This window comes from Wenyingzhuangia marina, assembly GCF_900130035.1.
Lineage (GTDB): Bacteria > Bacteroidota > Bacteroidia > Flavobacteriales > Flavobacteriaceae > Wenyingzhuangia > Wenyingzhuangia marina.
This window is the reverse complement of record NZ_FQXQ01000005.1, coordinates 1-25,957: the sequence shown is the minus strand read 5'-3', so window position 1 is coordinate 25,957 and position 25,957 is coordinate 1. Positions and strand designations below refer to the sequence as shown.

Annotated in this window: 22 protein-coding genes; all 22 read right to left on the bottom strand. The window is 29.5% G+C overall.

The annotated features are described in order from the left end of the window. A complete protein-coding gene (locus tag BUB70_RS11480) occupies positions 1-789 on the bottom strand; it encodes a polysaccharide biosynthesis/export family protein (protein ID WP_073121742.1) in 789 nt (262 codons plus the stop codon). A 4-nt stretch (positions 790-793) separates the two neighbouring features. Next, positions 794-2,680 carry a polysaccharide biosynthesis protein gene (locus BUB70_RS11475; protein ID WP_073121740.1) on the bottom strand — a complete coding sequence of 629 codons (1,887 nt, stop codon included), beginning with the start codon at positions 2,678-2,680 and terminating at the stop codon, positions 794-796. A 115-nt stretch (positions 2,681-2,795) separates the two neighbouring features. Next, positions 2,796-3,926: a glycosyltransferase family 4 protein gene (locus BUB70_RS11470; RefSeq protein WP_073121738.1), complete on the bottom strand. Its 1,131-nt coding sequence runs from the start codon at positions 3,924-3,926 to the stop codon at positions 2,796-2,798. Continuing rightward, positions 3,913-5,073 carry a hypothetical protein gene (locus BUB70_RS11465; RefSeq protein WP_073121736.1) on the bottom strand — a complete coding sequence of 387 codons (1,161 nt, stop codon included), beginning with the start codon at positions 5,071-5,073 and terminating at the stop codon, positions 3,913-3,915. The genes BUB70_RS11470 and BUB70_RS11465 overlap by 14 nt, the downstream gene beginning before the upstream one ends. A 3-nt stretch (positions 5,074-5,076) precedes the next feature. Then, a complete protein-coding gene (locus BUB70_RS11460; RefSeq protein WP_073121734.1) occupies positions 5,077-6,303 on the bottom strand; it encodes an oligosaccharide flippase family protein in 1,227 nt (408 codons plus the stop codon). Between the two features lie 1,041 nt (positions 6,304-7,344). Further along, positions 7,345-8,292: an MraY family glycosyltransferase gene (locus BUB70_RS11455; protein ID WP_073121731.1), complete on the bottom strand. Its 948-nt coding sequence runs from the start codon at positions 8,290-8,292 to the stop codon at positions 7,345-7,347. A gap of 82 nt (positions 8,293-8,374) precedes the next feature. Next, complete coding sequence (locus BUB70_RS11450; RefSeq protein ID WP_073121729.1) at positions 8,375-9,766, bottom strand: undecaprenyl-phosphate glucose phosphotransferase; 1,392 nt, start codon at positions 9,764-9,766, stop codon at positions 8,375-8,377. A gap of 354 nt (positions 9,767-10,120) precedes the next feature. Next, positions 10,121-10,882: a glycosyltransferase family 2 protein gene (locus BUB70_RS11445; protein ID WP_073121727.1), complete on the bottom strand. Its 762-nt coding sequence runs from the start codon at positions 10,880-10,882 to the stop codon at positions 10,121-10,123. Between the two features lie 58 nt (positions 10,883-10,940). Further along, complete coding sequence (locus tag BUB70_RS11440; protein ID WP_073121725.1) at positions 10,941-11,882, bottom strand: glycosyltransferase family 2 protein; 942 nt, start codon at positions 11,880-11,882, stop codon at positions 10,941-10,943. Then, positions 11,883-13,001, bottom strand: a complete 1,119-nt coding sequence (locus BUB70_RS11435) for a glycosyltransferase family 4 protein (RefSeq protein WP_073121723.1) — start codon at positions 12,999-13,001, stop codon at positions 11,883-11,885. A 1-nt stretch (position 13,002) separates the two neighbouring features. Continuing rightward, positions 13,003-14,112: a hypothetical protein gene (locus BUB70_RS11430; protein ID WP_143155300.1), complete on the bottom strand. Its 1,110-nt coding sequence runs from the start codon at positions 14,110-14,112 to the stop codon at positions 13,003-13,005. A 324-nt stretch (positions 14,113-14,436) separates the two neighbouring features. Continuing rightward, positions 14,437-15,510, bottom strand: coding sequence for a glycosyltransferase (locus BUB70_RS11425; RefSeq protein WP_073121718.1), 1,074 nt, complete (start codon positions 15,508-15,510; stop codon positions 14,437-14,439). A 3-nt stretch (positions 15,511-15,513) separates the two neighbouring features. After that, on the bottom strand, positions 15,514-16,632 hold the full coding sequence (locus BUB70_RS11420) for a glycosyltransferase (protein ID WP_073121716.1): 1,119 nt from the start codon (positions 16,630-16,632) through the stop codon (positions 15,514-15,516). Positions 16,633-16,636: 4 nt separating this feature from the next. Continuing rightward, positions 16,637-17,599, bottom strand: a complete 963-nt coding sequence (locus BUB70_RS11415; protein ID WP_073121714.1) for an NAD-dependent epimerase/dehydratase family protein — start codon at positions 17,597-17,599, stop codon at positions 16,637-16,639. An 85-nt stretch (positions 17,600-17,684) separates the two neighbouring features. Then, positions 17,685-18,623 (bottom strand): glycosyltransferase family 2 protein, encoded by a 939-nt coding sequence (locus BUB70_RS11410; protein ID WP_073121712.1) that lies wholly within the window; start codon positions 18,621-18,623, stop codon positions 17,685-17,687. Positions 18,624-18,631: 8 nt separating this feature from the next. Then, a complete protein-coding gene (locus BUB70_RS11405) occupies positions 18,632-20,071 on the bottom strand; it encodes an oligosaccharide flippase family protein (protein ID WP_073121710.1) in 1,440 nt (479 codons plus the stop codon). Next, positions 20,071-21,291 carry a glycosyltransferase family 4 protein gene (locus tag BUB70_RS11400; protein ID WP_073121708.1) on the bottom strand — a complete coding sequence of 407 codons (1,221 nt, stop codon included), beginning with the start codon at positions 21,289-21,291 and terminating at the stop codon, positions 20,071-20,073. Before BUB70_RS11400 ends, BUB70_RS11405 begins: the two co-directional genes overlap by 1 nt. Before the next feature lie 51 nt (positions 21,292-21,342). After that, the gene (locus BUB70_RS11395) at positions 21,343-22,581 is read right to left on the bottom strand and encodes a protoporphyrinogen/coproporphyrinogen oxidase (RefSeq protein ID WP_073121705.1); all 1,239 of its coding nucleotides are present in this window, start codon (positions 22,579-22,581) and stop codon (positions 21,343-21,345) included. A gap of 26 nt (positions 22,582-22,607) precedes the next feature. Continuing rightward, the gene (gene rfbB, locus BUB70_RS11390) at positions 22,608-23,657 is read right to left on the bottom strand and encodes a dTDP-glucose 4,6-dehydratase (protein WP_073121703.1); all 1,050 of its coding nucleotides are present in this window, start codon (positions 23,655-23,657) and stop codon (positions 22,608-22,610) included. After that, entirely contained in the window at positions 23,658-24,515 is an 858-nt protein-coding gene (gene rfbD, locus BUB70_RS11385) for a dTDP-4-dehydrorhamnose reductase (protein ID WP_073121701.1), read from the bottom strand. Then, positions 24,508-25,080, bottom strand: coding sequence for a dTDP-4-dehydrorhamnose 3,5-epimerase (gene rfbC, locus BUB70_RS11380; RefSeq protein WP_073121699.1), 573 nt, complete (start codon positions 25,078-25,080; stop codon positions 24,508-24,510). Before rfbC ends, rfbD begins: the two co-directional genes overlap by 8 nt. Beyond that, a complete protein-coding gene (gene rfbA / locus BUB70_RS11375; protein WP_073121697.1) occupies positions 25,081-25,956 on the bottom strand; it encodes a glucose-1-phosphate thymidylyltransferase RfbA in 876 nt (291 codons plus the stop codon). Position 25,957: the final 1 nt, after the last annotated feature.

The window sequence follows — 25,957 nt, the reverse complement described above, 5'->3', positions numbered from 1 at the left end:
TTATCTCGTTAAAATAGAAATAATTGTGATTAATAAACCTGTTGCTGATATGATATAAGAAGCTGTGGGTGAACTTGCTGAAGCATTTACTTGAGGTTTGTTAGGAGCCACGTAGATCACATCGTTTTGTTGTAAGTAAAAAAAAGGAGCAGTCACAATATCCTTAGATCTTAAATCTATGTTATAATAAGTTAGCTTCCCTTTGTTCTCTCTGATCAATTTAATATCTTCACGTTTTCCATGAATGGTTAAATCTCCCGCCATAGCTAAGGCTTGTAATACCGATATTTTATCTCTATTGATACTATATTCTCCCGGAGTTTTTACCTCTCCTAAAATAGAAACCCTAAAATTCACCAATTGTACATTGGCTTTTACATCCGGTAAAAAAGGTTTTATTTTCTTTTCTAAGTGTTTTTCTAATTGCACTCTTGTAAAACCTATTACTTTTAAATCTCCTAACTGAGGAAAACTAATATATCCGTCTGCGTCTACCAAATACGATTGTTGTTGTTGCTGCCCAGTAGCACTTATTCCTCCTGTATTGAACGCTGATAAATATAAATTAAAAGGTCTTGCCGCTTCTGGATTGATAGAAGAAATATTGATTGTTAAACGATCATCAGGCTTGATTGTTGGTGCCTTAAAATATACACTATCTATTTCTAGCACGTCACTCTGTGCTGTTTTATCCTTTACATCCTGAAGATAAATGATGTCTTTCCTAGAGGCACATGACAGTGTTCCTAATGCCAGTAGAGATATAATAATTATTTTTAATCCTTTCATATTGTTATTTATCAAGATTTTCAAAGATAGAATTATTAGAAATAAATTCGGGTACAATTTCTTTCATTTTTTCTACAATTTGTATATTATTTTCTGGGTGATTGATTTGAATTAATTGTTTTATTAAATTTACTTTCTCTTGCACATTAAAAACTTCAGATTTGTTAATCATTATTTTTTGATGATGTGTTGGCAAAGCATTTTCACCATCATTTAACAATTCTTCATATAATTTTTCCCCTGGTCGCAATCCCGTAATTTTGATATCAATATCATTTGGATAATGTAATCCTGATAATTTTATCATTCTTTTTGCCAAATCTATGATTTTGACAGATTTCCCCATGTCAAAAATAAAAATTTCCCCTCCTACTCCCATCGCTCCGGCTTCAATGACTAACTGACAGGCTTCTGGAATGGTCATGAAATACCTTGTGATTTCAGGATGTGTTAAGGTAATTGGTCCTCCTTCTGCTATCTGTTTTTTGAACAATGGAATTACAGACCCATTAGACCCTAGTACATTTCCAAATCTAGTGGTTATAAACTTTGTTCCCTTAGTTCTTTTGTTTTTAGTTCCTACGTACAATTCAGCCACTCTTTTAGTTGCTCCCATTACACTTGTAGGGTTAACTGCTTTGTCGGAAGAGATCATCACAAACTTATCTATGTTAAATTTACAAGATAAATCTGCTATGATTTTTGTCCCAACAACATTCACTTTTACTGCCTCATAAGGGTTTTCTTCCATCAAAGGCACATGTTTATAAGCAGCTGCATGAAAAATCAAATTAGGTTTATGCCTTTGGAAAATCATTTCCATCATGTTCACATCTCTAACATCAGCCACATAACAGACAATGTTTCCTTTTTTATTTCTTTTTAATTTTTGCTGCAAATCATATAATGAAGACTCCGCTTGGTCTATTAGTATCATTTTTTCACAATTATAATTGGCTAATTGTTCAACAATTCCAGCACCTATAGAACCCGCAGCTCCTGTTATCAAAATCACTTTTTGACTCACTTCTGTTTCTATTAAAGTATTTTTTATATTTATAGGAGTTCTGTTTAATAAATCTTCAATATTGATTTCTTTTATTTGATTTACACTTAAATCTCCCTCTACCCAATTGACTACTGGAGGTACAATTTTAACTTTTACACCTAGTGTTAAAAATTTATCAGAGACCTCTAACAATCTTTTTTGAGAAATTTTATCTGTCGCAATGATTACTTCTTCTATCCCCCTTGAATTCACAAAATATTCATCAATTTTTTCTAAACCATATATATTAATTCTATCAATTCTTTTCCCTTTCTTTCTAGGGTCATCATCAATAAAACAACGAACCTTATTTCGTTGTACATTTTCTTTTTCTAAGGTAGAATAGACGATTGTTCCTAACTCCCCTGCTCCAAAAATCATAACATTTATTGTATTCAATGGATTTTTTATCAAAGTTTTATATACAAACTTGAATAAAAACCTACTTGTTACCAGTAACATTACGTTTAGCAAGAACAAAACAATGATATACGAAAAGGGTAATCTATATAGAGAGGATATATTTAACGTTTCACTAGCATAATTTATGAATACAAATAAAATACTCATTAAAGTGATACTTATGTAAAGACTAATGGTATCTCTTAATCCTGTGTATCTAATTACCCCTTTATAGGAACCTACGATTAAAAAAGAAACTAAAGCGATGACAACTGTATATGGTAATTGAATCAATAGTTTTATATAATCTATCTCCCTCGAAAAATTTTCTAAAATAAAATAAGTTAGAATAAAATTGATTGTTACAATCAATAAATCTATTAACAATACTAGATACCTAGGAATGTTGTTACTAATTTTGTCTATTATATACTTTTTCACAGCTGCAAATATATGATTTCCATCCTATTTTCAATTTTTGTTTCTCTGTATAATTACAGATTAAACATCATTTGTGATTACATTTATTATTAATAATCATGTTATTAGCCTTACACTACTTTAATAGCTCTTCACATAAATTTACATGCTTTTTTACCACCACCGTTTTATCAAATTCCTTTTCTGCTTTTTGTCTTGAAGCCTGTCCCATTCTTATTCTTTCTTCTGGACTCTTTATTAATTTCTCTATGGCCTCAGCCAATTGTAACACAGATTTCACAGGAACTTTATACCCATTCCTTCCCTCCTCTACGCACTCTTTACATCCAACAGCATTGGTTGTTACAATAGGTTTACCCATGGCACATGCCTCCATCAATACTACAGGTAAACCTTCTCTATATGATGGCAAAACTACAACATCTGAATTCTTATACTGTGTAACCATATCTTCCTGATTTCCAATCCACTCTAAATAGCCCTCTATTGTATTTTTATCAAGATATTCTTTAGGAACCGCTTCTTTATTTTCTGTATCTAAACGACCACACAAAACAAATATTGCCTTTTCTTTATACTTTTTTTTCAACAAAATTGCAGCTTCCACAAACTCTCTCACCCCTTTGTCCCAAAGCATTCGTGTAGGCAATAATATTCTTACCTTATCTGATGGCTGTTGCTCTATAGGTCTAAATTTGTTTAAGTTTACACCAATTCCTTTGATCACATTTACTGTGTTTTGAATATTAATTATGTTAAGATTTCTCAGTTCTTGACAGTCCTCTTCATTTTCGAAAACCAAACTGTTTTTCTTTTTATTAAACCCATAACGCATCATTTTTATCATGATGTTTTGCACCCTTCCTTTGCGTTCATTGGTGAAATTATATCCTAATCCACTTATTGAATTCAGGGTACTTATTCCTAAAAACTTTGACACAAGTGTTCCGTAAATAACAGGCTTCATGGTTACTTGATACACTACCTCTGGTTGTAATTTTCTGTATAAAAAATATAATTTAAAAAAGGTCTTAAATTCTTTGACCATACTAGTTCCAGATCGGGTGATGTCAATATTTACAAATTCAAAACCCTGCTCTTTTATTTCATGTTCTTTCCCAGTACCTTTTGCAGCAATGACCACCCTCCAGTCTCTATTTAATGCCTCTTTGGCTATTTCTAATCTATGGAGTAAAAAAAGCCAATCTACATTGATGACCATTAATAGTACTTTATCTCTTTTCATATCCCTTTGTCTTATCAAAAAGTCTTTTATTCATTTGTATCCATGCATAAAAGAAGTAAGGTAAAAACATTATTTTCATTCTGTTTCCTAAGCCTAAATTATACAAATATGAAGCAAATAATAACATCAAAGCTACTGCTGCCATGAGGGCAAATTGCACTTCTTTTTCGATTGTCATTTTTAATTTATTTTTGACACACACAAAACCTATACACAACATAATCCCAACATAATATATATTTTCTAAAGCTACCAATGCTTGTAAAGATGTTTTTATCTTATACAAATAAGGTAAAGGCATCCATAAAAGATATAAAATTCTTGTTCCCAAATTTGTATCTTCAATGCTAATGGCACTCCCACCTTTATTTGTTGTTTGATTCTTAAACTCTTGCACATAATTTGAGATGCTCTCCACGTTCAAGGACTCAATACCTAAAAAGAATTTCATGAACAGGATTGCACCAGCAACAATTAATATTGTGAATGCAATGATTATTTTAATTTTATATTTTTTGGATATTTTGGGATCCCCTAATTTTAAAATAAACAAAACGAATATTAACACCAAACAAACATGAGGTCTTATTAAAAATATAAATCCTAACACCAAGACTCCTAAAGTATAGCTCTTTTTGTTTTTTATTATTTCTAGTAACACAACCATTAACCACATCAATAAGGGTTCTTTTCCTAAAAAAGCAGTCCACACATGAATGGTTGGGATTAAATAAAACAACAAATACAATACTGATGTTTTTTCTAAAGTTTTAACGCCAATTAATTTGAAATATTTAAAAAAAGCTACATAACTAATGGTTGAGAAGATTAAAAATAAGACCTCAATTCCCACTCCAGCTTTTACCAAAGGATAAATTAGGAAAGCTATAAAATCATGACCTAAGCCTATTAATGGTAACCATGAATTGCTATCTGTAGCCATCGTAAAAAAATCTTTGGGATCATTAATGTTTGAAAAGCTATCTAGATAAGATGCGAATACTAAGGATATTGAAAAATGTACAAATGTAAAAAGTACCAAAAATGATTTAAGCTTTACGCTGCTTGTAAGCCCCATCTGTTGTTTTAACAAATATCCTATATATCCAAATAATCCCACACAAATTCCTAACGCTAAAATATTCATCAATTACCTATTCGCTTTTAAATAATAATACGATAAACCACTATATACAATTCTTGCTGATAAAAATGAAACTGCTGCCCCAATTATTGGGTACAAGGGTACTAATACAATTGCAGTTATCAACATAACAGAGGTAGAGATCAATGTTATTCTTCCGAATAATTTGTCTTTATATTGCGTTAACAAACCATTGATTCCATAACTAGAAACCAATGCTGCTAAAAAAGGGATAGGACTCAATATCTTTACAATCATCACCATGTTTTGCATCATGGCTTCTGATTCAAAATTCAACCATGTTTTTGTTAAAAATTCCCCTAATAAAAACATGGATATACTAACTAAGAAGCCTAAGCTATTTAATATTTTTCTTGTTGTTACTTCTATTTCTTTATTTCTATTTATCAAAGGATAAAAAGCACTGGTCAAAATGGTGTTCAGCGTTGTAAAAGCAGCTGTAAATTTGACCCCTATTTGTGTTAAACCTACAAAAGAAGGCCCTACTAACATCCCCGACAACAAAACTATAAGTGTCCCTGAAGTTGATGGCAACAATAAGTTTACAAAGGAATTAAAATGTATTTTAAGATAATTCAAGACCGCTGTAAAAGAAATTAATTTTATTTGAATTTTGTATTTTTTCAACACCCATATAAAAGAAAAAACAGCACTAATTAACAAACCAATAGCTTCATACAAAGGAATTGTTACGTAGTCTGAAGGTAGGGTTATACATATTAACACCAAAATTGTAAATATTCCGGTTGAGCATAAGTGAATTAAGGTCATAAATTTCATTTTTTCTATGCCCATAAAAAACCACCTTAAAGAAAACAAATCTCCTAACAAGATTAAAGAAGCAAAAAAATACAAATGAAAATGTTCCGAAAATTTAGGAATTATAAAGCTAACTCCTATGAACAACAGAAACAACAACGCAAATAAAAAAAGTTTTACAGAAAAGACTTCATTAAAAATAAGATTTACTTTTATATTATCATTCTTGTGTCTAGCCAACTCTCTTACCGTTGATAAATTGAACCCGTAATTTAAAATATTCACAAAAAACAAGATCAAAGACATTGCTAAAGCATAAACACCATAGTTATGCAAACCTATTTTTAATATTAAATAAGGAATTAGCCATAAGCTTAATCCTAAATCAATCACTTTTAAAGAAAACAAAGCACTGACATTCTCTACTAATTGAAAGACTTTTTTATTGATCATTTTCGCTATTCAATATTGATTTTTTATGTTCTGAAAACTCATTTCTACAGAAACGCAAAATACTATACTTTTTTTATGATTTCATCCTTTGTATACACAAAAAATTGAAAAATAATCCTACCAAGTTCTATATATCTTTTTAAAACACAAGAATTGTTCTTTTTTTGTGATTTAATTGTGTTTTTTATGCACTAAACTTGTGTAACGATTCCTGAATGGTTACTTGTTTTCTGTTGGTGAAGTGTGAAGATTGGGTTATGGAGCATAAGATCCTGAAACCAGTTCCGCAGGACGAGAAAGGAATGGATTCAGGGTTTAATTTTCTATTCACTTCTAACTCCTCTTTTTATTTCAACAATTACGTTCATTTTTTCCATTGATGAAAAAACGAACCAAAAAAATCTAGGCTACATAAATTCATCCTATATTTTTTGTTCCTCTCTTAAATTTTAGGAACTCGTGGTTACATTATTTTCACTATAACAATTTTATCAACACTCAAACAGCCTAAAATTTTTAAGAGAGTTCTCTGCAAATATTACGGAGCTATTTATTATGCCAGGAGACGAGGGCGATGACCGATGTTCTAGGGGAATTATGTGTTGGGAGTGAGGAATGAATGGTTGCTTTTTTTCTGTTGTCGAAGTGTGAAGATTGGGTTGTGAGGAATGAGATGCTGAAACCAGTTCCACAGGACGAGAAAGGAATGGATTCAGGGTTTAATTTTCTATTCACTTCTAACTCCTCTTTTTATTTCAACAATTACGTTCATTTTTTCCATTGATGAAAAAACGAACCAAAAAAATCTAGGCTACATAAATTCATCCTATATTTTTTGTTCCTCTCTTAAATTTTAGGAACTCGTGGTTACATTATTTTCACTATAACAATTTTATCAACACTCAAACAGCCTAAAATTTTTAAGAGAGTTCTCTGCAAATATTACGGAGCTATTTATTATGCCAGGAGACGAGGGCGATAACCGATATTCGAGGGGAATTAGGTGTTAGGAGGCGATGGTTGATCGTTGTTAATTTACTTTTATGATTTTTTTTCCATTTTGGTATAGATGAAAACATACAAAATCATCATAAACAACATCACAATTCCTGTAAATATGTAATGTATTTCAATTGGATAAGGTAAGATTAACCAAACGAATGCCACCATTATTAATTGTAACACACTATATAATGCTGCTACCTGAAGATGTGTTAACAGAGTTCTATCTACTAATTTTTGATATATATGGTGTCTGTGTGCCTCCGTTATGTTTTCTTTGATCATTGCTCTATAGAATACTGTTATGGTTGCATCTGCACCATAAACTACAAATAATAAAATATAAATTGGAGATTCAAATTTATAAAACAAGGTAATGAGCATGTACGCTAAAATTAAAGCCATTGAGATACTCCCAATGTCTCCCGCAAAAAAACGTGCTTTTTTTCTAAAATTATAACATCCAAAAACAACCAAAGCCAATAATTCATATACGATTAGCTTATTGCTTATTATGGGATTGTTAAAATTTACTATGTATATTCCTATCAACACCGCTATGCTATACAAGCCAGTAATTCCATTAATTCCATCCATGAAATTGAAAAAATTAATAAAAGCTGTTCCTAAAAAAATAGTTATTAAAGGAATCCAAATGGGTAAATTAAAAAGGCCTATTTGATAAATTACTAAAGTTACTGTTACCATCTGAAAAGGAAACCTAATTTTAGCACTTAGCGTAACCATGTCGTCTATAAAACTTACTGTAGCTATTAATAAGACCGCTATTGACAAATAAGTATCTGTAAACCCTGTGGTTATTTGATATAAAAAAAAAGCAACAACAAATAAAATTCCTCCACCTCTAATGGTAGGAACCGTATGAGAACTTCTTTGGTTGGGTTTGTCAATGATATTTAATTTGTCTGCTAATTTTAAATAAACTATTGATACTAGACTTAGTATTAAGAAAGTGATGATGTACATATTGTTCTTGATTCCTTATTTTATTAGGCATCAATGGATGATTATTGTTTATAGACTCCTCTCTTTACAAAAACGTTTGTTGCTAAAAAGCATTTTCGTCTTTTTTAAAGAACATAGACCAAGCCGTAATGTAAATAATTTTAACATCTAAAAGGAAACTCCAGTTTTCTATATACCAAATATCTGCTTCTGCTCTGTTTGCCATGTCTTTTACAAACTTGGTTCCCCCCCTAAACCCATTGATTTGTGCCCAACCTGTTACCCCTGGTTTTGCAAAATGACGCACCATAAATTTATCTACCAATACTCTGTATTCCTCAGTATGCTTTAACATATGGGGTCTTGGCCCTACTAGAGACATATTGTTTAACAATACATTGATAATTTGCGGCAATTCATCAATACTGGTTTTACGCATGAAAGCACCAAAGGGTGTGATCCTTTTGTCATCTTTGGTTGCTTGTTTAGCATCTGACTCTTCATTCACCTCCATGCTTCTAAACTTTAAACATTTAAAAGATTTACCATCTTTCCCTGTTCTTAGTTGTGAAAAGAATACAGGTCCTTTGCTTGTTGCTTTTATAATAATGGCAATGATTGGAAATAACCATGAAAAAATTAAAATAATGACTCCTAATGAAAACACCAAATCAAAAATTCTCTTGATAAACCTGTTTGATAAACTTTGTAAAGGTTCTTTTCTTAATTTCATGACTGGTACATTTTGTACATAGTCAATAGTAAATACTTGAGATAAGTATTCTGAAAACTCAGGAATGACCCTTACTCTGATCATATTATTGTCTGCGTATTGAAACAAATCATTAATTAACTTACTTTGAGAATAAGGCAGGGAAATTATAATTTCATCAATGTCGTTATCTTTAAAAAAACAAATGACTTCATTTAAACTTCCTTTATAATAATCTTGTATTTCCTCTGTAATTTTGGCATCTGTAAAGACTCCCAAAATATTAAAACCGAAGTTGGGATTTACATATATTTTTTTAATTAGGTTGGTTACATTTTTGTTCATCCCCACAATGACAATTCTGCTTTCTTTGTTCCCTCTTCTTCTGGTGTATTTTAACCAAGAGACTAAAGCCATCCTCCAAATTGTAATTAGAACTAAAAACACTCCTAGTGTTATCAATACAAAACTTCTTGAAAACTTATAGTTTGTTCCAAAAAAAATCAATCCTGTACATATAAAACCAAACACCAAAATGGATTTAATATTTTTTGTAAAAATCTTGTGCATTTGAATGATTCTAGGAATGTCATACAAACCCAGTTTTAATCCTATGACTGTCCATATAATTAACCATGCTAGAATTAACCCATTATACAAAAACTTGTCTGACATTTCCCAACTAAAAATGGTTTGTTTGGCTATAAAAAAAGAAATCAATAAGAGTAATAAGTCTACTGATAAAGAGAGAATGGATATGTTTTTATTCTTTTCTTGGAACATCGCTTTTTTAAGTAAAATTAATCAAACTAAATCATTCTTGTGAATAGAATTTGTTTTTTTAACATAATTTAATCAACAAACTTATAAATATTTTATGACATATGTTAGTAATGATTTGTTAAAACCGCTTTTATGTTTTGGATTAAAATATTATTAAAGAAGCTTAATAATTGATATTGGCTATTTTATTTTAAAATTTTGATGCCTTAGGCTCTCTATAGGTCTATATCTCAATTTACTTAAACAGGGCTAAACACTAGTCATTTCTCTTTTTTTTGATATAACAAGACATTATTCTCTATGCTATATTTCTAAATTCACTTTCATTAACCTCTTAAGGTTTACACAAAAAAACTAACGATACGTTTTAAATTTTGGCAAGATATATTGTGGTATTTTTCGTGCAATTTTACAAATCAAAGTAAACTCCCCCCATAAACTTTTCTTCCTAATGATATTTAAATCTTCCGTAGACTTTAACTTTTGTAATTTAGGTGTAGTGCTTTTCCCGCCTAATCTCATTTTTACTAGCCACTTGTTTACATGATGTTTTTTTAAAGCATCATTCTGGAACCACCTTAAAGAGACTTCATAGTCGCTAGCTATTCTATAAGACTCATCATATAATCCATAATCATCAAACACTTCTTTTTTTACATAAATAGTTGTATGCAAAGGAATCCATCCAAAGTTTAAATATCTTTTTTTATAAGGTTTGGCTTTGTAAATTCTTTTTACCGACTCTATATTGTCTCTCTCTACATACATTCCATTTCCGTACAGCACGTCAGCACTAGAGATTTTAAAACTATTTACTACTTCCTGTATACAGTTTTCATTATAAAACAAATCATCTGAGTGCAAAATCCCTATCACGTCTCCTGTAGCTGCTTTAATTCCTTTGTTTAGTGCATTGTATAACCCTTTGTCTTTTTCTGAAAGATAGCAACCCAATTTAGGAATATACGGTTCTATCACTTTTTGAGTTCCATCATTTGAACCTCCATCAATAATGATGTGTTCTACGTTTGGATATGTTTGATTTAATACTGATTGTATACAGCTTTCAATACAATTAACATTGTTATATACTATAGTAATAATTGATACTTTCATTATTAAAAAAAGTTAATCTTAATAAATTATAAATGAAAAAAAATCAGACAATAGTAAATTAAGAATCATAAGTTTCGTCTATTTTAAAATGGTATTCTTCTTTACTGTAATTATAATTTTTAAGATAAAAATAGACCATTAAATATCTATTATAAAGACCCAACATAATAGAGATTATATTAAATGTTTTCTTTTTAATACCAGATACTACAATAATAAAAGGAATTAGCAAAAGTGTTAAAGGTGTTTTTATGGTTAGTATAACAACCATAAGTAATAACAATAATTGAGAATAACACTTTAACAGAATTTTAGATTTATCCTCTATTTGCCAATCTGCAATGGAGTTTACACGCATTTTCTTCTTGTAATCTTTCCAATTTTGAGGAGTATCCCAAAACGAAATTGCTTCTTTTACATAAACAAGTTCAATGTTATTTTTTCTGAGTCTCGCAAAAAATTCAAAATCCTCTCCAGCATAAATAAACCTTTCCCAAAAATAACCGTTTTCTACAAAAACATTTTTATGAACTAATACAGCGTGATTACTTGCATCTAAATCTTGAATTCGATTTCCTCTAAGAAAATACTGATTAAATATATAACCAAAGGTAGTATCATTCACTCCAATAATAGCACTATAAAATACTTGAGCTTTAGATTTCTTTCTATAAGTTATAAACTGCTCAATCATTTCTGGGTTATATGAATTACCAGTACCCAAGATTAATATCCATTCTGTTTTGGCTAATTTTATTCCTGTATTAATTCCTTCTGAAATATTTCTTCTTTTATTATCAGAAACAACCTCTATCTTAAATTTACTAGTCAACGCATATTTTTCTATTACGTCAACAGTATTATCTTTTGATCCACCATCTACGATAATCATCTTGTCTGGCAAAACACTTTGTTTACTTACATTATTTAAAAAATCTACTATACTCTTACTATCATTAAATGTAGTAACTACAGCTGTTATGTCATTTCTATTATCCATCTATAATTCTATTATTTCTTTGTACACTTTTAAAATATTTTCGCAGTATTTATTTTCGGAAAATACTTCTATAGCCCTTTCATTGGCTTTATATCCCATTTCTTTTCTCAAATCCTGATTGTCATAGAGCAAAGACATTGCTTTATATAATGAGTCTTCATCAGAATACAAAATCCCTGTATCTTTGTTAATAATTTCTGGTGTTCCCCCAGCATTTTTACCAATTACTGGTAAACCAGCAAACATATATTCTACAGTAACCCTTCCAAAAGCTTCAAAAGGAGAACACATCAAGCCAACATCATATTTATTAATTTCTATTTTATCACTATACCCTTTTAAAATAATTTTTTCCTCTAAATGTAAAGACTTAATTAAATCTTTTAGGTATTCTAGATCTTTTCCTGTACCATATAGATTTAATAAAAAATTATCTCTTCCAGACTTTAATAATCTACTACACGCTAATATAGCTTCTTTTTGTCCTTTCTCCTTACTTAACCTACCTATTAACAACATTTTAAACAACCCAGATTCCTTTTGTATATCTACATCTACACTTGGTTTTACACCGTTATAAACCGTTACTAATTTACTGGTCTCAAAATATTTTGAGTAATAATTTTTAACAGCATTAGAATTACAAATTATTTTAGCGGCTTTCTTTGTTATTTTAGCCATATAATCCATTCCTAACTCAAAATCAAAGTTAAAATCTAACTTCCCAAATTCTCTTATGTGCCAGAAATGATGCGTATTTAACCTACTAGCAAGATAATGTCCAAAATCTGTTGTTATGGTATTAGAATGAACTGCAACAACACTAATTCCTTTTTTTTTCAATTTATAAGCTAGTTGAAATGAAGAAAAAATATTTATATATTTTTTAACTATCCCTCTAAACAATTTTTTACCACGTCCAAAATTAACACTTCCAACAAAATGATGAACTATGTAGTCTACGTTATCTTTAATTAACAACTCTTCTATTAAACCGTTTTTTGGGATTACTACTAAAGTACTAATTCCTTTGCTATTTAAATAAACTTGTAATGCTATTAAAGATTTTTCTGCTCCGTCTTTATTAATATTGGGTGATACAAATACTATTTTGTTCATATTAATCTCTTTTTTTTAATTGATGTTTCATATATAAAGTTTCGGTTGTAATAGCGATTAAAGGAATTAACAACAAATAAGATGTATCATACAAAGAATACATATCACCTGTAAAAACTATAGGTGTTAAAAGAATTAAGATTAGTATTTTCTTTTTGGTTTTATAGAACTCCGTAGAAATTAATCTATACCAAATAAATAAACCTAAAAAACCTATGTTACTTAAAATACTTATAATTCCCGAAACAGAATAAGCAGTTCCAATCCCTAAACCAAATAATGGACGACTTAAAGTTGCTTTAAAAGTTTCTATACCACTTATAAGTCTAACTGCCTCTGATGAGTAATCACTACCTAATTTATAGGTTCTATTTACACCCTTAGAAAATTGATTTAGAGACTCTAAGATTCTTTCATAATAAGTAAAATCTGTAAGGTCTACAAATGGTAAAATTATCATCAAGATAAGTAATCCTAAAATAGAAATTAGCCCAGCTTGTGGTTTTAAATAAAATACAAATTTTCTGTTTTCAATATTAGAAACCACATAAAAAAATATTAGCAAAGTAACTGTAACCAAAACAAAAGCAAATGAAGAAGAAATTAATCCTAAAAAAAATGCAATGATGATCCAAACTTTATATTTCTTAAAAATATTTTTATTTTCATAATCTATTTTTGACAAAGCATAAAGAATAATAATGGCATTGTATAATGCATGTGAATAATAAGAGGGTTCACGTGAAAGTCCCTTAAGCCTTCCAAAATCATTTGAAGTAGCCACACCACGACCAAAAAACAACTTTAAAATATTGGTTGTATCAATTTTTAAAACATAAGACAGTAAAAACTCTGTAATACCGTATATTAATAATAATTTAGAGAAAAAACCAATACGCTTTCCCATTTCAATAAAATCTTCTCTATTAAATAGGTCTTTTGTCGCCAACATAATTGCCACAAATATAACAACCCTTATAAACATTAATATAGACTGCATTGAAAACACTGGAGTGGTTAAGTTTGTTACCCCTCGCATATAACGATCCCAACTACCCGTATTAAAAGCAATGATACCTTCATCAGATGGATTTAAATATAAATTTAACATCCCTAAAATTATTATAATAGTATATATTACTACATACTGCCGTATTTTAATTTTTTTTGAAATGGAGGAACCAAATACTACTATTGACATTGCAAACAAAATAGCTAATAAAAGATCATCATTTTGAATTTCAAAATCACCAATTTTCAAAAAATAACCCACATTAATTCTAAATACAGAAAAAATAATTTCAAGAATAAAAAAATCCTTAAACTTACTCTTGAGGCTGTTTTTTTTAGACAAAATATAGCCAACAATAAAAATTAAGATAAAACTGAATATATTTAACATACTCTACTTTTGATGATTAATATTTATTATAGACTAAAAAGAAATACACAAATCAATTAAATTTACAGACTCCTTCTTCAATTCAGCACCTTTTGGATTGATATATGGCAATAAATTTAACTTTTCAATCCCTCTTGCTAATTCAGCAGCATCATTTCCATTAAAAAAGATTGCATTTTCATAGTTTTTAAGAATTTCTTGACTAAAAGAAGTTTTATTTGCTATTACAAATGCATTACTTAGTCTGGCTTCTAACAACGGTAGCCCAAATGACTCTACAAAAGAAGGAAAAATTAAAACTGATTTTGCATACATTTCAAAAACTTCTTCCCTTTTTACAGGACCGTTAAATTTTACATTTAAACTATTTTTTTTAACATATTCAGAAAGCTGTAAGGTATATTCATTTTCACTTTCCGTAATTGTAAATATTAGCTCATAATCTTTATAACCTTTGTCTTGAAGTATTTTAAATGCTTTTAGTAAAATAAAATGATTTTTATAAGTAAAGGACGTTGCAGGGTAAAAAAAGCGTTTTCTGTTTTCTATAGAATCCTTATATTTTTGAATGTTATTTGTAGAGATATCTGGTACTATTATTTCAATTTTATCTTCATTTACCTTTGCTTTTTTAATTAATGCCTCTTTCATCCATTGCGTTTGAACAATGGTTTTTTGGACCTTTCTTAGTGATTTAAAAATAAATTTACTCAATACATTTTGATACAACCAAAGGACTTTACCATCTCTTTTGATATTAAATTTATAATCACATAAAACAAACGGTAAGTGTAAATAGACCATCTGAGGTAAATTAGAAAAAGAAATCCCTTTGTTTTGTAACGAAACTATTTTGTTGGGTTTTTCTTTTTTTAATATTTTTCTAGTTGTTATAAGATCAAAATACAACCTGTAAAACCAATTTTTTTTAACCCAAGGATGTCTAATTACTCTGATGTTTTTAGTTTCTTTATAGTTGGGTGTACTTACAGCAAACACCCATTCAATTTTTTTATCAGAATGACTGCAAACCTGTTTATAAAGATCATCTAATATTGCCAATGCACCAGATTCACTTGCATGTACATCATAAATTAAAATTTTCATTTTTTATGTGTTTACTAATTTTTTTATATGTGTTACAACATTGTTTGAAAACAATTCGTAATTGTACTTTTCTTGAGCAAGCTTTAAAGAATTTTCTTCCATTTTTGTTACTTTTTCTGGATTTTTCTCCATATACTCAATTTGTGAAATCCAATCATTAACATCATGCATCTTTACTTTTCTTCCAATTATTTCGTTTTCAACATCTACAAAATCTGTAGGTAGGTCTGATATCAGAACTGGTTTTCCACACGCTAAAGCTTCTACCAACACACTTGCTCCATTGGCTACATGATTTCTAGCGGTAATTGGTATTAATACCGCTTTGGCATCTTGATAGAAAGAACGTAATTTTTCATAACGTTCAAAACCATATTTGCTATAATCAAAATGAATAATATTAGGTGTTAATGGAGCCTCTTTTAAGAGAACTTCTTTAGGACAACTTATTACGATATTATAAGGCATCTTTTTAAAAGCAGAAATTAGCGTATGGTAATCTCTATTTGCTCCTCCTGCAGAGAAATAGTATGGTTGTATATTCTTATTTAAATCTTTATCACCTCTTGCAAAATAATTTAAATCTGCTCCCCAACCACTATTTTCTTTATGTCTTTCAGGCAATTTACCATCTTGCTCTGCCAAACGCATTAAAGTTTCGCAATTAAATATTATTTTATCCATTCCTCTGTACACCAACCAACGTTCTGCACGAAGCAATGTCTTTTTTAACTTATTATTAACCGCCCTAGTGTCATAAGAAAAATGGCAAACCATTAAAACAGGTGTTCTGCATATTCTTAGCCATCTTGCCAATGCTAAAAGATAAGGATGTCTATCTGCCGAATAATAAACAACATCATATTTACGGCTTTTAATAATTAATTTTAGTTGTAGTAACAAATTACTTCCTTCATGACGCAAAATCTTTGTCAAAAATCGTGTGATCCATTTATCATAATTTGGTGAAATTACCTCTACATCAACTCCTTTTTCTTTAAAAAGCTCATAACCAAAACGTGAAACAGAAAAAGCTTCTCCCCCAGATGCTATATAATCATCCATCGGTTTAAAAGACCAATCTGTTGGTTGAATAATTTTAATTCTTCTTTTTGCTTCCATTTAACTAATTATTTTGCATCCACTTTAATGTTTCTTTTACCCCTTCTATTCTTGTAAATGGCATGTTAGGAGCAATTTTTAGAGTCTTTTTTAAATCATTTTTACCATCTTTTGTCATGTTGTTATAACGAAAAGATTGCATTGGAAAATGAAAACCAAATACTCCTACAAAATCTCCAAATTTTGCTAATAATTTAACAAACCACACAGGCATTGTTGGCATATTAAACCCTAACTCTTTTGCAATTTCATCTGCCCATTCATTAATTTCATAAGCAGGTTCATCTCCAATATAAAAAACTTTATCATCACTACTAGTCGTTTCGGTAGACAATAATGTTTCTATTTGATAAATACTATTACCTATAAAACCATAAGTTTTATAACATTTTATATTCCCAATATGAAAATACATTCGTTTTTTTATGACATCAAAAAAATTACGGTAAGGTACTCCAAACCAAGGCCCCCAAATAGACGTTGGTCTAATAATACACCAATCACAACTAGGAGCGTTTTTCCAAACCATTCTTTCAGTTTCTACTTTACTCTCTCCATAAACAGTATGTGGACAATAGTCAAATTGATCTTTAATTTGATAATTATTTTCTGTTACAAATTTAGAAGATGCTACCATCAATTTTTTTAAGGTAGGGAGCTCTGATACAATGGTCATTAAATTTTGTACTCCTGTTGTATTTGCAGCATAATCTTCTAGTGTTTTACCATCTAAATCTGTACGGGCAGCTAAATGAATAATGTAATCTGGGTTAAAGGCTAGTACAGCACTTTTAAAAGATTCTAAATCTACTATGTCTATCTTTTTATATACCGAGTGGTGTTCTAATATTTTAGGCGCTTTTATGTCTATACTTAAAACATCATTGTTATTCTTTAAAAAATGTTCTATTAAGTTGGTTCCTATAAAACCAGAACCTCCAGTGATTAAAATTTTTGAATTTTTCATTTTTTTAAACAACTTATTTAATTTTATTCTTTGTAACTCCCTTTATTTTATTAAACAAAAAAACTATTGGCATTTATAAATTTCTTTAATTTATTTTTGCTTTTATAAAACTCTTTACCAAATGCATTGACCATAAATGCTTGTTAAAAAACAGAAACCTAACATATTCTTTGGCCAATATTTTAGATTCTTTGTTTTTTTCTTCGTTAAAAATAATAGACCTAATAGTGGTACTTACAAACCATTTTAAAAAATTTTGTAAAAACCTTAGCTCTATTTTACCTTTATTTATTAAGTAGAAATCATTAATAGATTGTTGGCACTTAATTAAACTTTTAACCTTGTAATTGGTTATTTTTTTACCTGTAGTAGATTGATTGTTAAACCTATGAAATACAAGTTTTTCTTTTAAAAACCCAATTTTTCCGTTGGCATGTAATGTTTTTATGGTAAATAGATTGTCTTCATAAATATATCCCTCCAGAAATAAAATATTGTTTTCTTTTAAAAAATTTAACCTATAAAAATAAAACCAAGGGGGAACACAAAACTCCTCATTGGCAATCATAAAATTAAATAACTCTATGTTGGAATAAACTTTGTTTGGCGTGATAGATCTGTTGTAATGATGTTGAACAGTTGCCCCTTTTTCAACAATTAAACTTGTATTAAAAGTAACCAAATCTAACTTTTCTTTTTCGGCAAAACTACAACAATTTTCTATTAAACTAGGGGATATATAATCATCAGAGTCTATTAAATAAACATAGAAACCTTCTGCTATTTTTAATCCAATATTTCTTGCAGCCCCTTGTCCGCCATTTTTTGTATGGAGTACTTTTATGTTTTTATATTGGCTTGCATATTCATCACATATGAAGCCCGAATTATCTGTAGAGCCATCATTTATTAATATCAGCTCAATATTTTTATATGTTTGATTTATAATGCTGTCTAAACACTCCTTAAGGTAGTTTTCTACATTATATACTGGCATTATGATACTTACTAATTTTTCTTCCATAACAAAACTTAATAAAACTTACCAACTATTTTTTTAAAACTAGTAATGATTACTTCATCTTTAAAAACAAAAATTAATATTGTACCATACATTAATAATAAAGATATTGTTAAAATGATGGTATTTAATATTGAGGGGTCTAAATGGTTTGCCAATAACCCTAATGGTAAAATGGTGAAAATACCTGCTAAAATATATTTCCATACCAATTTAAATAAAACAGCATAATTGATGACGTCTTTGGAAAAGTACATTAGCATTGCGAATAAAAAAATTTCTGAAAACACTGATGTGTAAGCGGCTCCTTTAGAAAAATAAATAGGTATTAGTAACCAATTAAGCAGTATGTTAAGTATAACACTTGTATAAATGGCTATTGTATATTTTTTTTGCTGGTATATAGAAATTAAATAAGCAGACCCTAGTATGGCATTTATACCTTTAAACATCATTAAAACACTTAATATTTTCATGATTGCAATAGAGGGTATAAATTCTTTACCAAAAAACCAAGGCACAAAATTACTACTCACAACAAAAAGTCCTAGAAAAAGCAGAATAGACAAACCAAAAACACGCAAAATTGTTTTTAATATAATATCCTTGAGTTCTTTATGGTTTTTGCTTTGAAAATAATTTGTTAAAGTAGGTAACAGCACTACTGAAAAAGAAGTTATAAACCCTAGAGCGATGGAAATAAACTTCATTCCTTGCTCATAATACCCTACTTCAAGAATTTCGTCAGACAAAAATCCTAACATTAACTTATCTACTTTAGAGAATAGTAATATTGCAATAAAGGGTAAAAATAAAGCCACTAATCCCCCCAAGTGCTTAAACGGTTTTAGATCTCTAATTTTTATTTTTACTAAATTTTTACTAACACCTTTCCATAATGCTATGTATCCTAACAAAAGTGGGATAGAAAAACACAAAAGATATACATACGTATCTTCTGAATTCTTTACAAAAAGAAAAATACCAACAATTGCTAAAACCTTTATGATTACTTGATTTATGATTGTTTTTTTAAAGTTTTCTAACCCTTGATAGAGCCACGCTATATCAAACATATTCACCGAAAGATCCACGATAAGTACCAATAATAAAGTTTTGTAGCCAATATTAGAATAAAACACAAATGTTGTATATATAATAATACTAGTAATCGACAGAAAAACTTTGAGAATAACTATTTCCCAAAAAGACTTTGTTAAATCTTCAATGTTATTTCTGGTACTGGCAATTAATCTTTGTCCATAAGTTCCAGAACCCAAAGAGCCTAGTAAATTAAAAAAAATAAAAATTGATTGTGAAAAACTAATAGCTCCAATCCCTTCAGGCCCAAAAACTCTAGAAACATAAGGAGCTACAATTATCGGACTAACAAATAATACTATTTGATAAAAGGCATTGTATATGGCATTTATTTTTAATTTGCTACTCATTATTTTTTAGGTAGGGCTTTGAACAAATCATAAAAATTGAAGTAATATTTTTCTTTGGTAAAATCCTCGGCACGTTTTTTACCTCTTTCTATAAACTCTTCTTTTTCATTAGGGTTATTATACAGTCTTAATATTGCTTCTTTAATGTTTTTAACAATATCATCCCCTCTTTTAACCACTATTAAACATTCCTCTTTTTGATATTCAACCATCCCGCCAGAATCTGTTATAATGACAGGTAAACCAGCAGTCATTGCTTCTGCAGGAACAAGTGCTAAAGGTTCATCGTAAATTGAAGGAACTACACAAGTATCTGCTATTGAAAAATAAACTGGAAGTAATGAATTATGGATAAAACCTGTGGCAACAATTTGTCCATTAGACTCTTCGGCTTTAAATTTAACTAATGACTCATACTCTGATTGAGGAGCATTTGCAAACAAAGAAGAACCTATAATGATTAATTTAATATTGTTATTATTCATAGAATTTACTGCATCTATTAATTCTAATACCCCTTTTTCTGGTATAATTCTACCACTAAAAACAATGACAAAATTGTTCTTTTTAATTTGAAGTTCTTTTCTAATCTCATCTTTTTTAGCTTCAGCTATTGTCGCCTTAAATTTGGAGTCATCACAAGAGTTATATAGCAACTTTACATTTAACTTATCTGTTTTATTTGATGCTATGTATTTATTTTTTATAAAATCACTAATCGCAATTGCATTTGGAAATATTTTCCATAAATCTTCATTTCCATTAACTTCTCTATGTAAATGAGCATACAACTTACTCTTATCAAATTTTCTTAAAAAATATTCGTATTGTTCATATAGGCCTCCCTCGGCAATGATATAATCAGGTTTTATTTTACGTGCAATTCTATAGGCAAAATAATAGTATCTATTAATATTGGGATACTTAGTTGGTCTAATTTTAGAGATTAACTTATAGCATAAAAAAGATAAAACATCTGTGTTTAACATTTTATCATAAACACTTAATTCTTGAAAGTTTTTGTGATAAAATATTTTGGTATAAAGCAATTTATCACTCAACAATTCAGCCTCTTTAGAATACTTACAATGAATTACAAAACGCATTAATTTATGCTTTTCATTTTCTTCAATTAAAAATGTTAGCAACGATTCTGTAGCTCCGCCAAAAACAGCAGGTACGGGTAATACATTAGAAGTATTAAAAAAAAATGTTTGCATTTTATAAATAAAAATTAATTCAGTAAAAGTTAGAGAAGCTTTTAAATTATCTTAAAAATTTTTAGCTAAATCCATCGCAGCTCCCATAGCAGCATCCATATTGTAATATTCCCATTCTGCAAAACGACCTGATAAATAAAGTCCTTCTTTTTCTGTCAACTCTTTTATTTCGGAAATAAGAGCTCTTGTTGTAACGTCCTGAATAGGATAAGTATATTTTGTATACTTATGTGATATATATTTTGGAGTAAAAGGAATGTCTTTTAATTGTTCCTTGATCGTTTCTTCAGAAACAAAATCTGTAAACTCTACAGTTGCAGACATAATACCTTCCTTATTATTGTTTTTTGAAAAATTCCCAGTACATATAATACGATGAGCATCATATTTAACATTTGGCATATATATCCAACTGAAATCATTTGGATCTATTTCACATAAAACAGTGGTAGTTCCATGGAAATCTAGAGATTGAATTTTTTCTTTATAATCTTCTATAAAATCATTTTTTAACATTGATGTTAAAGATTTGATATTTCCAGCGAAAAAAACCATATCAAATTCTTTATCAGCATTTACAATCCACTTGTTATTTTCTTTATCTTTTAACAAGGTCTCAACAGGAGTACTTAAGTTAATTTTTAATCCCTCCGACAATCGATTTGCTAAAAACTGAGATCCATTATTTTTAGGATAAAAGAAAGAACTGTGTACCATATTCATTTCTTTCTCCTTTTTAATATTATTGTAAAATATTTCTTCAATCTTAGGCATAGGCAACTTTCCTTCTAACCAAGTTAGAGGTACCTTACTTAAATCTTTTTTCCATATTTTTTCATTATACGGCTTAAAATAATTTTCATATAATGTTAACCCAAATTTACCTTTCAGAAATTCTTCAAAATTCTGAGGTTCTTCATTTGATTTGCTCAAGTCTAACAAATCATTTATCACTTCCTTAGTGATATCATTATCCATTTGATACAAATGGTTTTCTATTGGATAACCAATAGGTTTCCCCATATAGGCTACAGCATTTCTAATACTTTTAGTAAACTCATGCTCTTTATCAAAAAAATTCCAAAACCAATCTAAGACATCTTGTCTCTTAGAGTTAAAAACATGACCTCCAACCATATGGTATAAATTACCATCAATTACATCACATTTAATTAACCCTCCTGGCCTACTTTCTTTCTCAAATAATTCAACCTCATATTTATCTTTGAAATGATGAGCAAGTGTCATTCCTGATATACCACTCCCTATAATCGCTATTTTCTTTTTCATTTTTTACTTTTTAATAAATGTATGAATCAAGATTTATACATTTCTTTATAATAAGTTTTATAATCGCCACTGGTAATATTATTCAACCAATCATTATTTTCTAAATACCATTTCACTGTTTTTTCAATCCCTTCCTCAAATTGTAAAGAAGGCTCCCAGTTTAATTCATTTTTTAATTTAGTTGCATCAATGGCATAACGTAAATCATGACCCGCTCTATCTGTTACATAAGTTATCAGTTTATCAGAAGCCCCTTTTGGTCTTCCTAATAAACGATCGGTTGTTTCAATTAAAACCTTAACCAAATCAATATTTTTCCATTCATTAAATCCTCCAATATTATACGTATCACCTAATTTTCCTTCATGAAAAATAACATCAATAGCACGTGCATGATCATTTACAAATAGCCAATCACGAATATTTTCACCTTTACCATATACTGGCAATGGCTTGTTCTCTACGATATTATTGATAAACAATGGAATTAATTTTTCAGGAAATTGATATGATCCGTAATTATTAGAACAGTTAGAAATAACTATTGGTAATCCATAAGTATCATGAAATGCTCTTACAAAGTGGTCTGAGGATGCTTTAGATGCAGAATATGGTGAATGTGGATCATACGCTGTGGTTTCTAAAAAGAAACCTTCATCTCCTAAAGAACCATAGACTTCATCTGTGGATACGTGGTAAAATAATTTATCTTCAAAGTTACCTTCCCATTCATTTTTTGCTGCTTGTAGTAAACTTATAGTTCCCATAACATTAGTTCTTGCAAATGAAAAAGGATCTTTTATAGAACGATCTACGTGAGATTCTGCAGCTAAATGAATAACACTATTGATTTTATATGTTGAAAATATATTTTTTACATTTTCAAAATCACATATATCACACTTTATAAATGTATAATTTTTTTTATCCTCTATGTCTTTTAGATTCTCTAAATTACCTGCATACGTCAATAGATCCATATTTATAATATTATAATTTGGATACTTATTTACTAATAAACGTACCAAGTGTGAACCTATGAACCCAGCACCTCCAGTAACTAATATATTTTTCATTTATAATTTTTTTAAACAGTTAGATAAAGATGTTTTCCAATGTGGAATTTCAGTATCAAATGAGTTTTTAAATTTTGATTTGTTCATGACACTATATGGTGGTCTCTCTGCTGCTGTTGGATAATCTTTGGTTTCTATGGGCAACACTTTACAATTGGTGTTGGTTTGATGAAAAATTTCAAAAGCAAAATCGTACCAAGAGCAAATTCCTTCGTTTGAGTAATGATAAACTTCTACTTGATCATTGTTGATTTTAGGAAGGATTTCCAAAATGGTTTTTGCCAAATCATAAGCATAAGTAGGACTTCCCACTTGATCTGCGATAATAGTTAATTGTTCTCTAGTTTCAGCCAACTTTAACATGGTTTTCACAAAATTGTTTCCGTAAGTAGAATACACCCAAGAAGTTCTAATGATAATGGAATGTTTTGGATTGATTTCTATCATGGCTTGTTCCCCTAATAACTTTGTTTTTCCATAAACATTGATAGGATCGGTGATGTCATCTTCTTTAAAAGGAACATGATTTTTTCCATTAAACACATAATCTGTAGAAGTATGAATGAACTTGATATTTAATTCTTTTGCAACCGTACTTAGGTTGATGGTCGCGATATGATTTACGGCATCACAAATACCTGTTTGTTCTTCTGCCTTGTCAACAGCTGTGTAGGCAGCACAATTGATGATCGTTTTAATTTGATTGGTACTGCAAAACTCACGTACCTTTTCTAAATTGGTGATGTCTAAATCATTAACATCCGTAAAAAAGAATGCATATTGTGAGTAATCTTTAGAAAGATGTTGAATTTCAGATCCTAATTGACCACTTGCTCCAGTGACTAAAATATTATTCATAATAGTTGATGTTATAATCAAACAAATCAGCGTTTCCTATGGTCGGGTTTTTAGTGTCTTTATCAGATAAAATCAATGCTGATTTTTCTAATCCCCAATCTATATTTAAAGTAGGATCATCAAAAGCCAATCCTCTTTCATTTTCAAAACTATAAAGATTATCTACTTTATAACTAAAAATAGCAGTATCACTCAATACCACAAACCCGTGAGCAAATCCTTTAGGAACCAATAATTGTTTTTTATTGTCAGCAGACAATTCTACCGCCACATGTTGTCCAAAAGTAGGAGAACCTTTTCTAATATCTACTGCCACATCAATCACCTCACCTTGAATCACTCTCACCAATTTTGTTTGAGCAAATGTTCCCATTTGGTAATGTAATCCTCTTAAGACTCCTTTTGTAGAAGAAGACTCATTATCTTGACAAAAATTAATTTTATACCCTAAGAATTCAGTTAAGGTATCTTCTTTAAAAGATTCCATAAAATAACCTCTGTGATCCCCAAACACTTTGGGTTCACAAATAATAACATCTGGAATTTCGGTACGTGTATATTTCATCTATTTTGTTGCTCTTCTAATTAAATACTGTCCGTATTCATTTTTCTTCATTTCTTGTCCCAAAGCTAACAATTGCTCTTGGCTTATGTAACCTTTTTCAAAGGCAATTTCTTCTATACAAGCGACTTTTAAACCCTGTCTTTTTTCTATGGTATGAATAAAGTTAGAAGCTTCTAACATAGATTCATGTGTTCCTGTATCTAACCAAGCATAACCACGTCCCATTACTTGTACGTTTAATTCTTTATTTTTTAAGTAAGCTTGATTTACACTGGTGATTTCTAATTCTCCTCTTTCGCTTGGCACTACAGCTTCTGCAATTTTAATGACATTATTAGGATAAAAATACAAACCAGAAACCGCATAATTACTCTTTGGATTTTTAGGCTTTTCTTCTATGCTTAAAGCTGTTTTGTTTTCATCAAAGTCAACAACACCATAACGTTCAGCATCATTTACATAATAACCAAAAATAGTGGCTTTGTTTTCGTTTTTAGCATTTTCAATAGCACTAGAAAGTAGTTTGATGAAACCTTGTCCATGAAAAATATTATCTCCTAAAATAAGAGCAACATCATTAGTTCCAATAAATTCTTTCCCTATAATAAAAGCTTGAGCCAATCCTTCTGGATTGGGTTGTACTTCGTATGAAAGTTTAATTCCAAGTTGGCTTCCATCTCCTAAAAGATTGATAAATCGGTCTTGATCTTCGGGTGTTGTAATGATTAAAATATCCTTGATTCCAGCAAGCATCAAAACAGATAAAGGATAATAAATCATGGGCTTGTCATAGATAGCCAATAATTGTTTGGAGGTTGCTTTGGTGAGTGGATACAATCTGGTTCCAGATCCTCCGGCTAATATAATTCCTTTCATA

What these genes read in the sequence shown, in the direction of transcription:
- rfbA (WP_073121697.1), bottom strand. Translation starts at nt 25,956, where the DNA reads ATGAAAGGAATTATATTAGCCGGAGGATCTGGAACCAGATTGTATCCA.
- BUB70_RS11430 (WP_143155300.1), bottom strand. Translation starts at nt 14,112, where the DNA reads ATGTTAAATTTATATTTAAATCCATCTGATGAAGGTATCATTGCTTTT.
- BUB70_RS11405 (WP_073121710.1), bottom strand. Translation starts at nt 20,071, where the DNA reads ATGAGTAGCAAATTAAAAATAAATGCCATATACAATGCCTTTTATCAA.
- BUB70_RS11460 (WP_073121734.1), bottom strand. Translation starts at nt 6,303, where the DNA reads ATGATCAATAAAAAAGTCTTTCAATTAGTAGAGAATGTCAGTGCTTTG.
- BUB70_RS11415 (WP_073121714.1), bottom strand. Translation starts at nt 17,599, where the DNA reads ATGAAAAATTCAAAAATTTTAATCACTGGAGGTTCTGGTTTTATAGGA.
- BUB70_RS11425 (WP_073121718.1), bottom strand. Translation starts at nt 15,510, where the DNA reads ATGAAAATTTTAATTTATGATGTACATGCAAGTGAATCTGGTGCATTG.
- BUB70_RS11480 (WP_073121742.1), bottom strand. Translation starts at nt 789, where the DNA reads ATGAAAGGATTAAAAATAATTATTATATCTCTACTGGCATTAGGAACA.
- BUB70_RS11450 (WP_073121729.1), bottom strand. Translation starts at nt 9,766, where the DNA reads ATGTTCCAAGAAAAGAATAAAAACATATCCATTCTCTCTTTATCAGTA.
- BUB70_RS11465 (WP_073121736.1), bottom strand. Translation starts at nt 5,073, where the DNA reads ATGAATATTTTAGCGTTAGGAATTTGTGTGGGATTATTTGGATATATA.
- BUB70_RS11445 (WP_073121727.1), bottom strand. Translation starts at nt 10,882, where the DNA reads ATGAAAGTATCAATTATTACTATAGTATATAACAATGTTAATTGTATT.
- BUB70_RS11435 (WP_073121723.1), bottom strand. Translation starts at nt 13,001, where the DNA reads ATGAACAAAATAGTATTTGTATCACCCAATATTAATAAAGACGGAGCA.
- BUB70_RS11395 (WP_073121705.1), bottom strand. Translation starts at nt 22,581, where the DNA reads ATGAAAAAGAAAATAGCGATTATAGGGAGTGGTATATCAGGAATGACA.
- rfbD (WP_073121701.1), bottom strand. Translation starts at nt 24,515, where the DNA reads ATGAATAATATTTTAGTCACTGGAGCAAGTGGTCAATTAGGATCTGAA.
- BUB70_RS11470 (WP_073121738.1), bottom strand. Translation starts at nt 3,926, where the DNA reads ATGAAAAGAGATAAAGTACTATTAATGGTCATCAATGTAGATTGGCTT.
- rfbC (WP_073121699.1), bottom strand. Translation starts at nt 25,080, where the DNA reads ATGAAATATACACGTACCGAAATTCCAGATGTTATTATTTGTGAACCC.
- rfbB (WP_073121703.1), bottom strand. Translation starts at nt 23,657, where the DNA reads ATGAAAAATATATTAGTTACTGGAGGTGCTGGGTTCATAGGTTCACAC.
- BUB70_RS11410 (WP_073121712.1), bottom strand. Translation starts at nt 18,623, where the DNA reads ATGGAAGAAAAATTAGTAAGTATCATAATGCCAGTATATAATGTAGAA.
- BUB70_RS11400 (WP_073121708.1), bottom strand. Translation starts at nt 21,291, where the DNA reads ATGCAAACATTTTTTTTTAATACTTCTAATGTATTACCCGTACCTGCT.
- BUB70_RS11455 (WP_073121731.1), bottom strand. Translation starts at nt 8,292, where the DNA reads ATGTACATCATCACTTTCTTAATACTAAGTCTAGTATCAATAGTTTAT.
- BUB70_RS11440 (WP_073121725.1), bottom strand. Translation starts at nt 11,882, where the DNA reads ATGGATAATAGAAATGACATAACAGCTGTAGTTACTACATTTAATGAT.
- BUB70_RS11420 (WP_073121716.1), bottom strand. Translation starts at nt 16,632, where the DNA reads ATGGAAGCAAAAAGAAGAATTAAAATTATTCAACCAACAGATTGGTCT.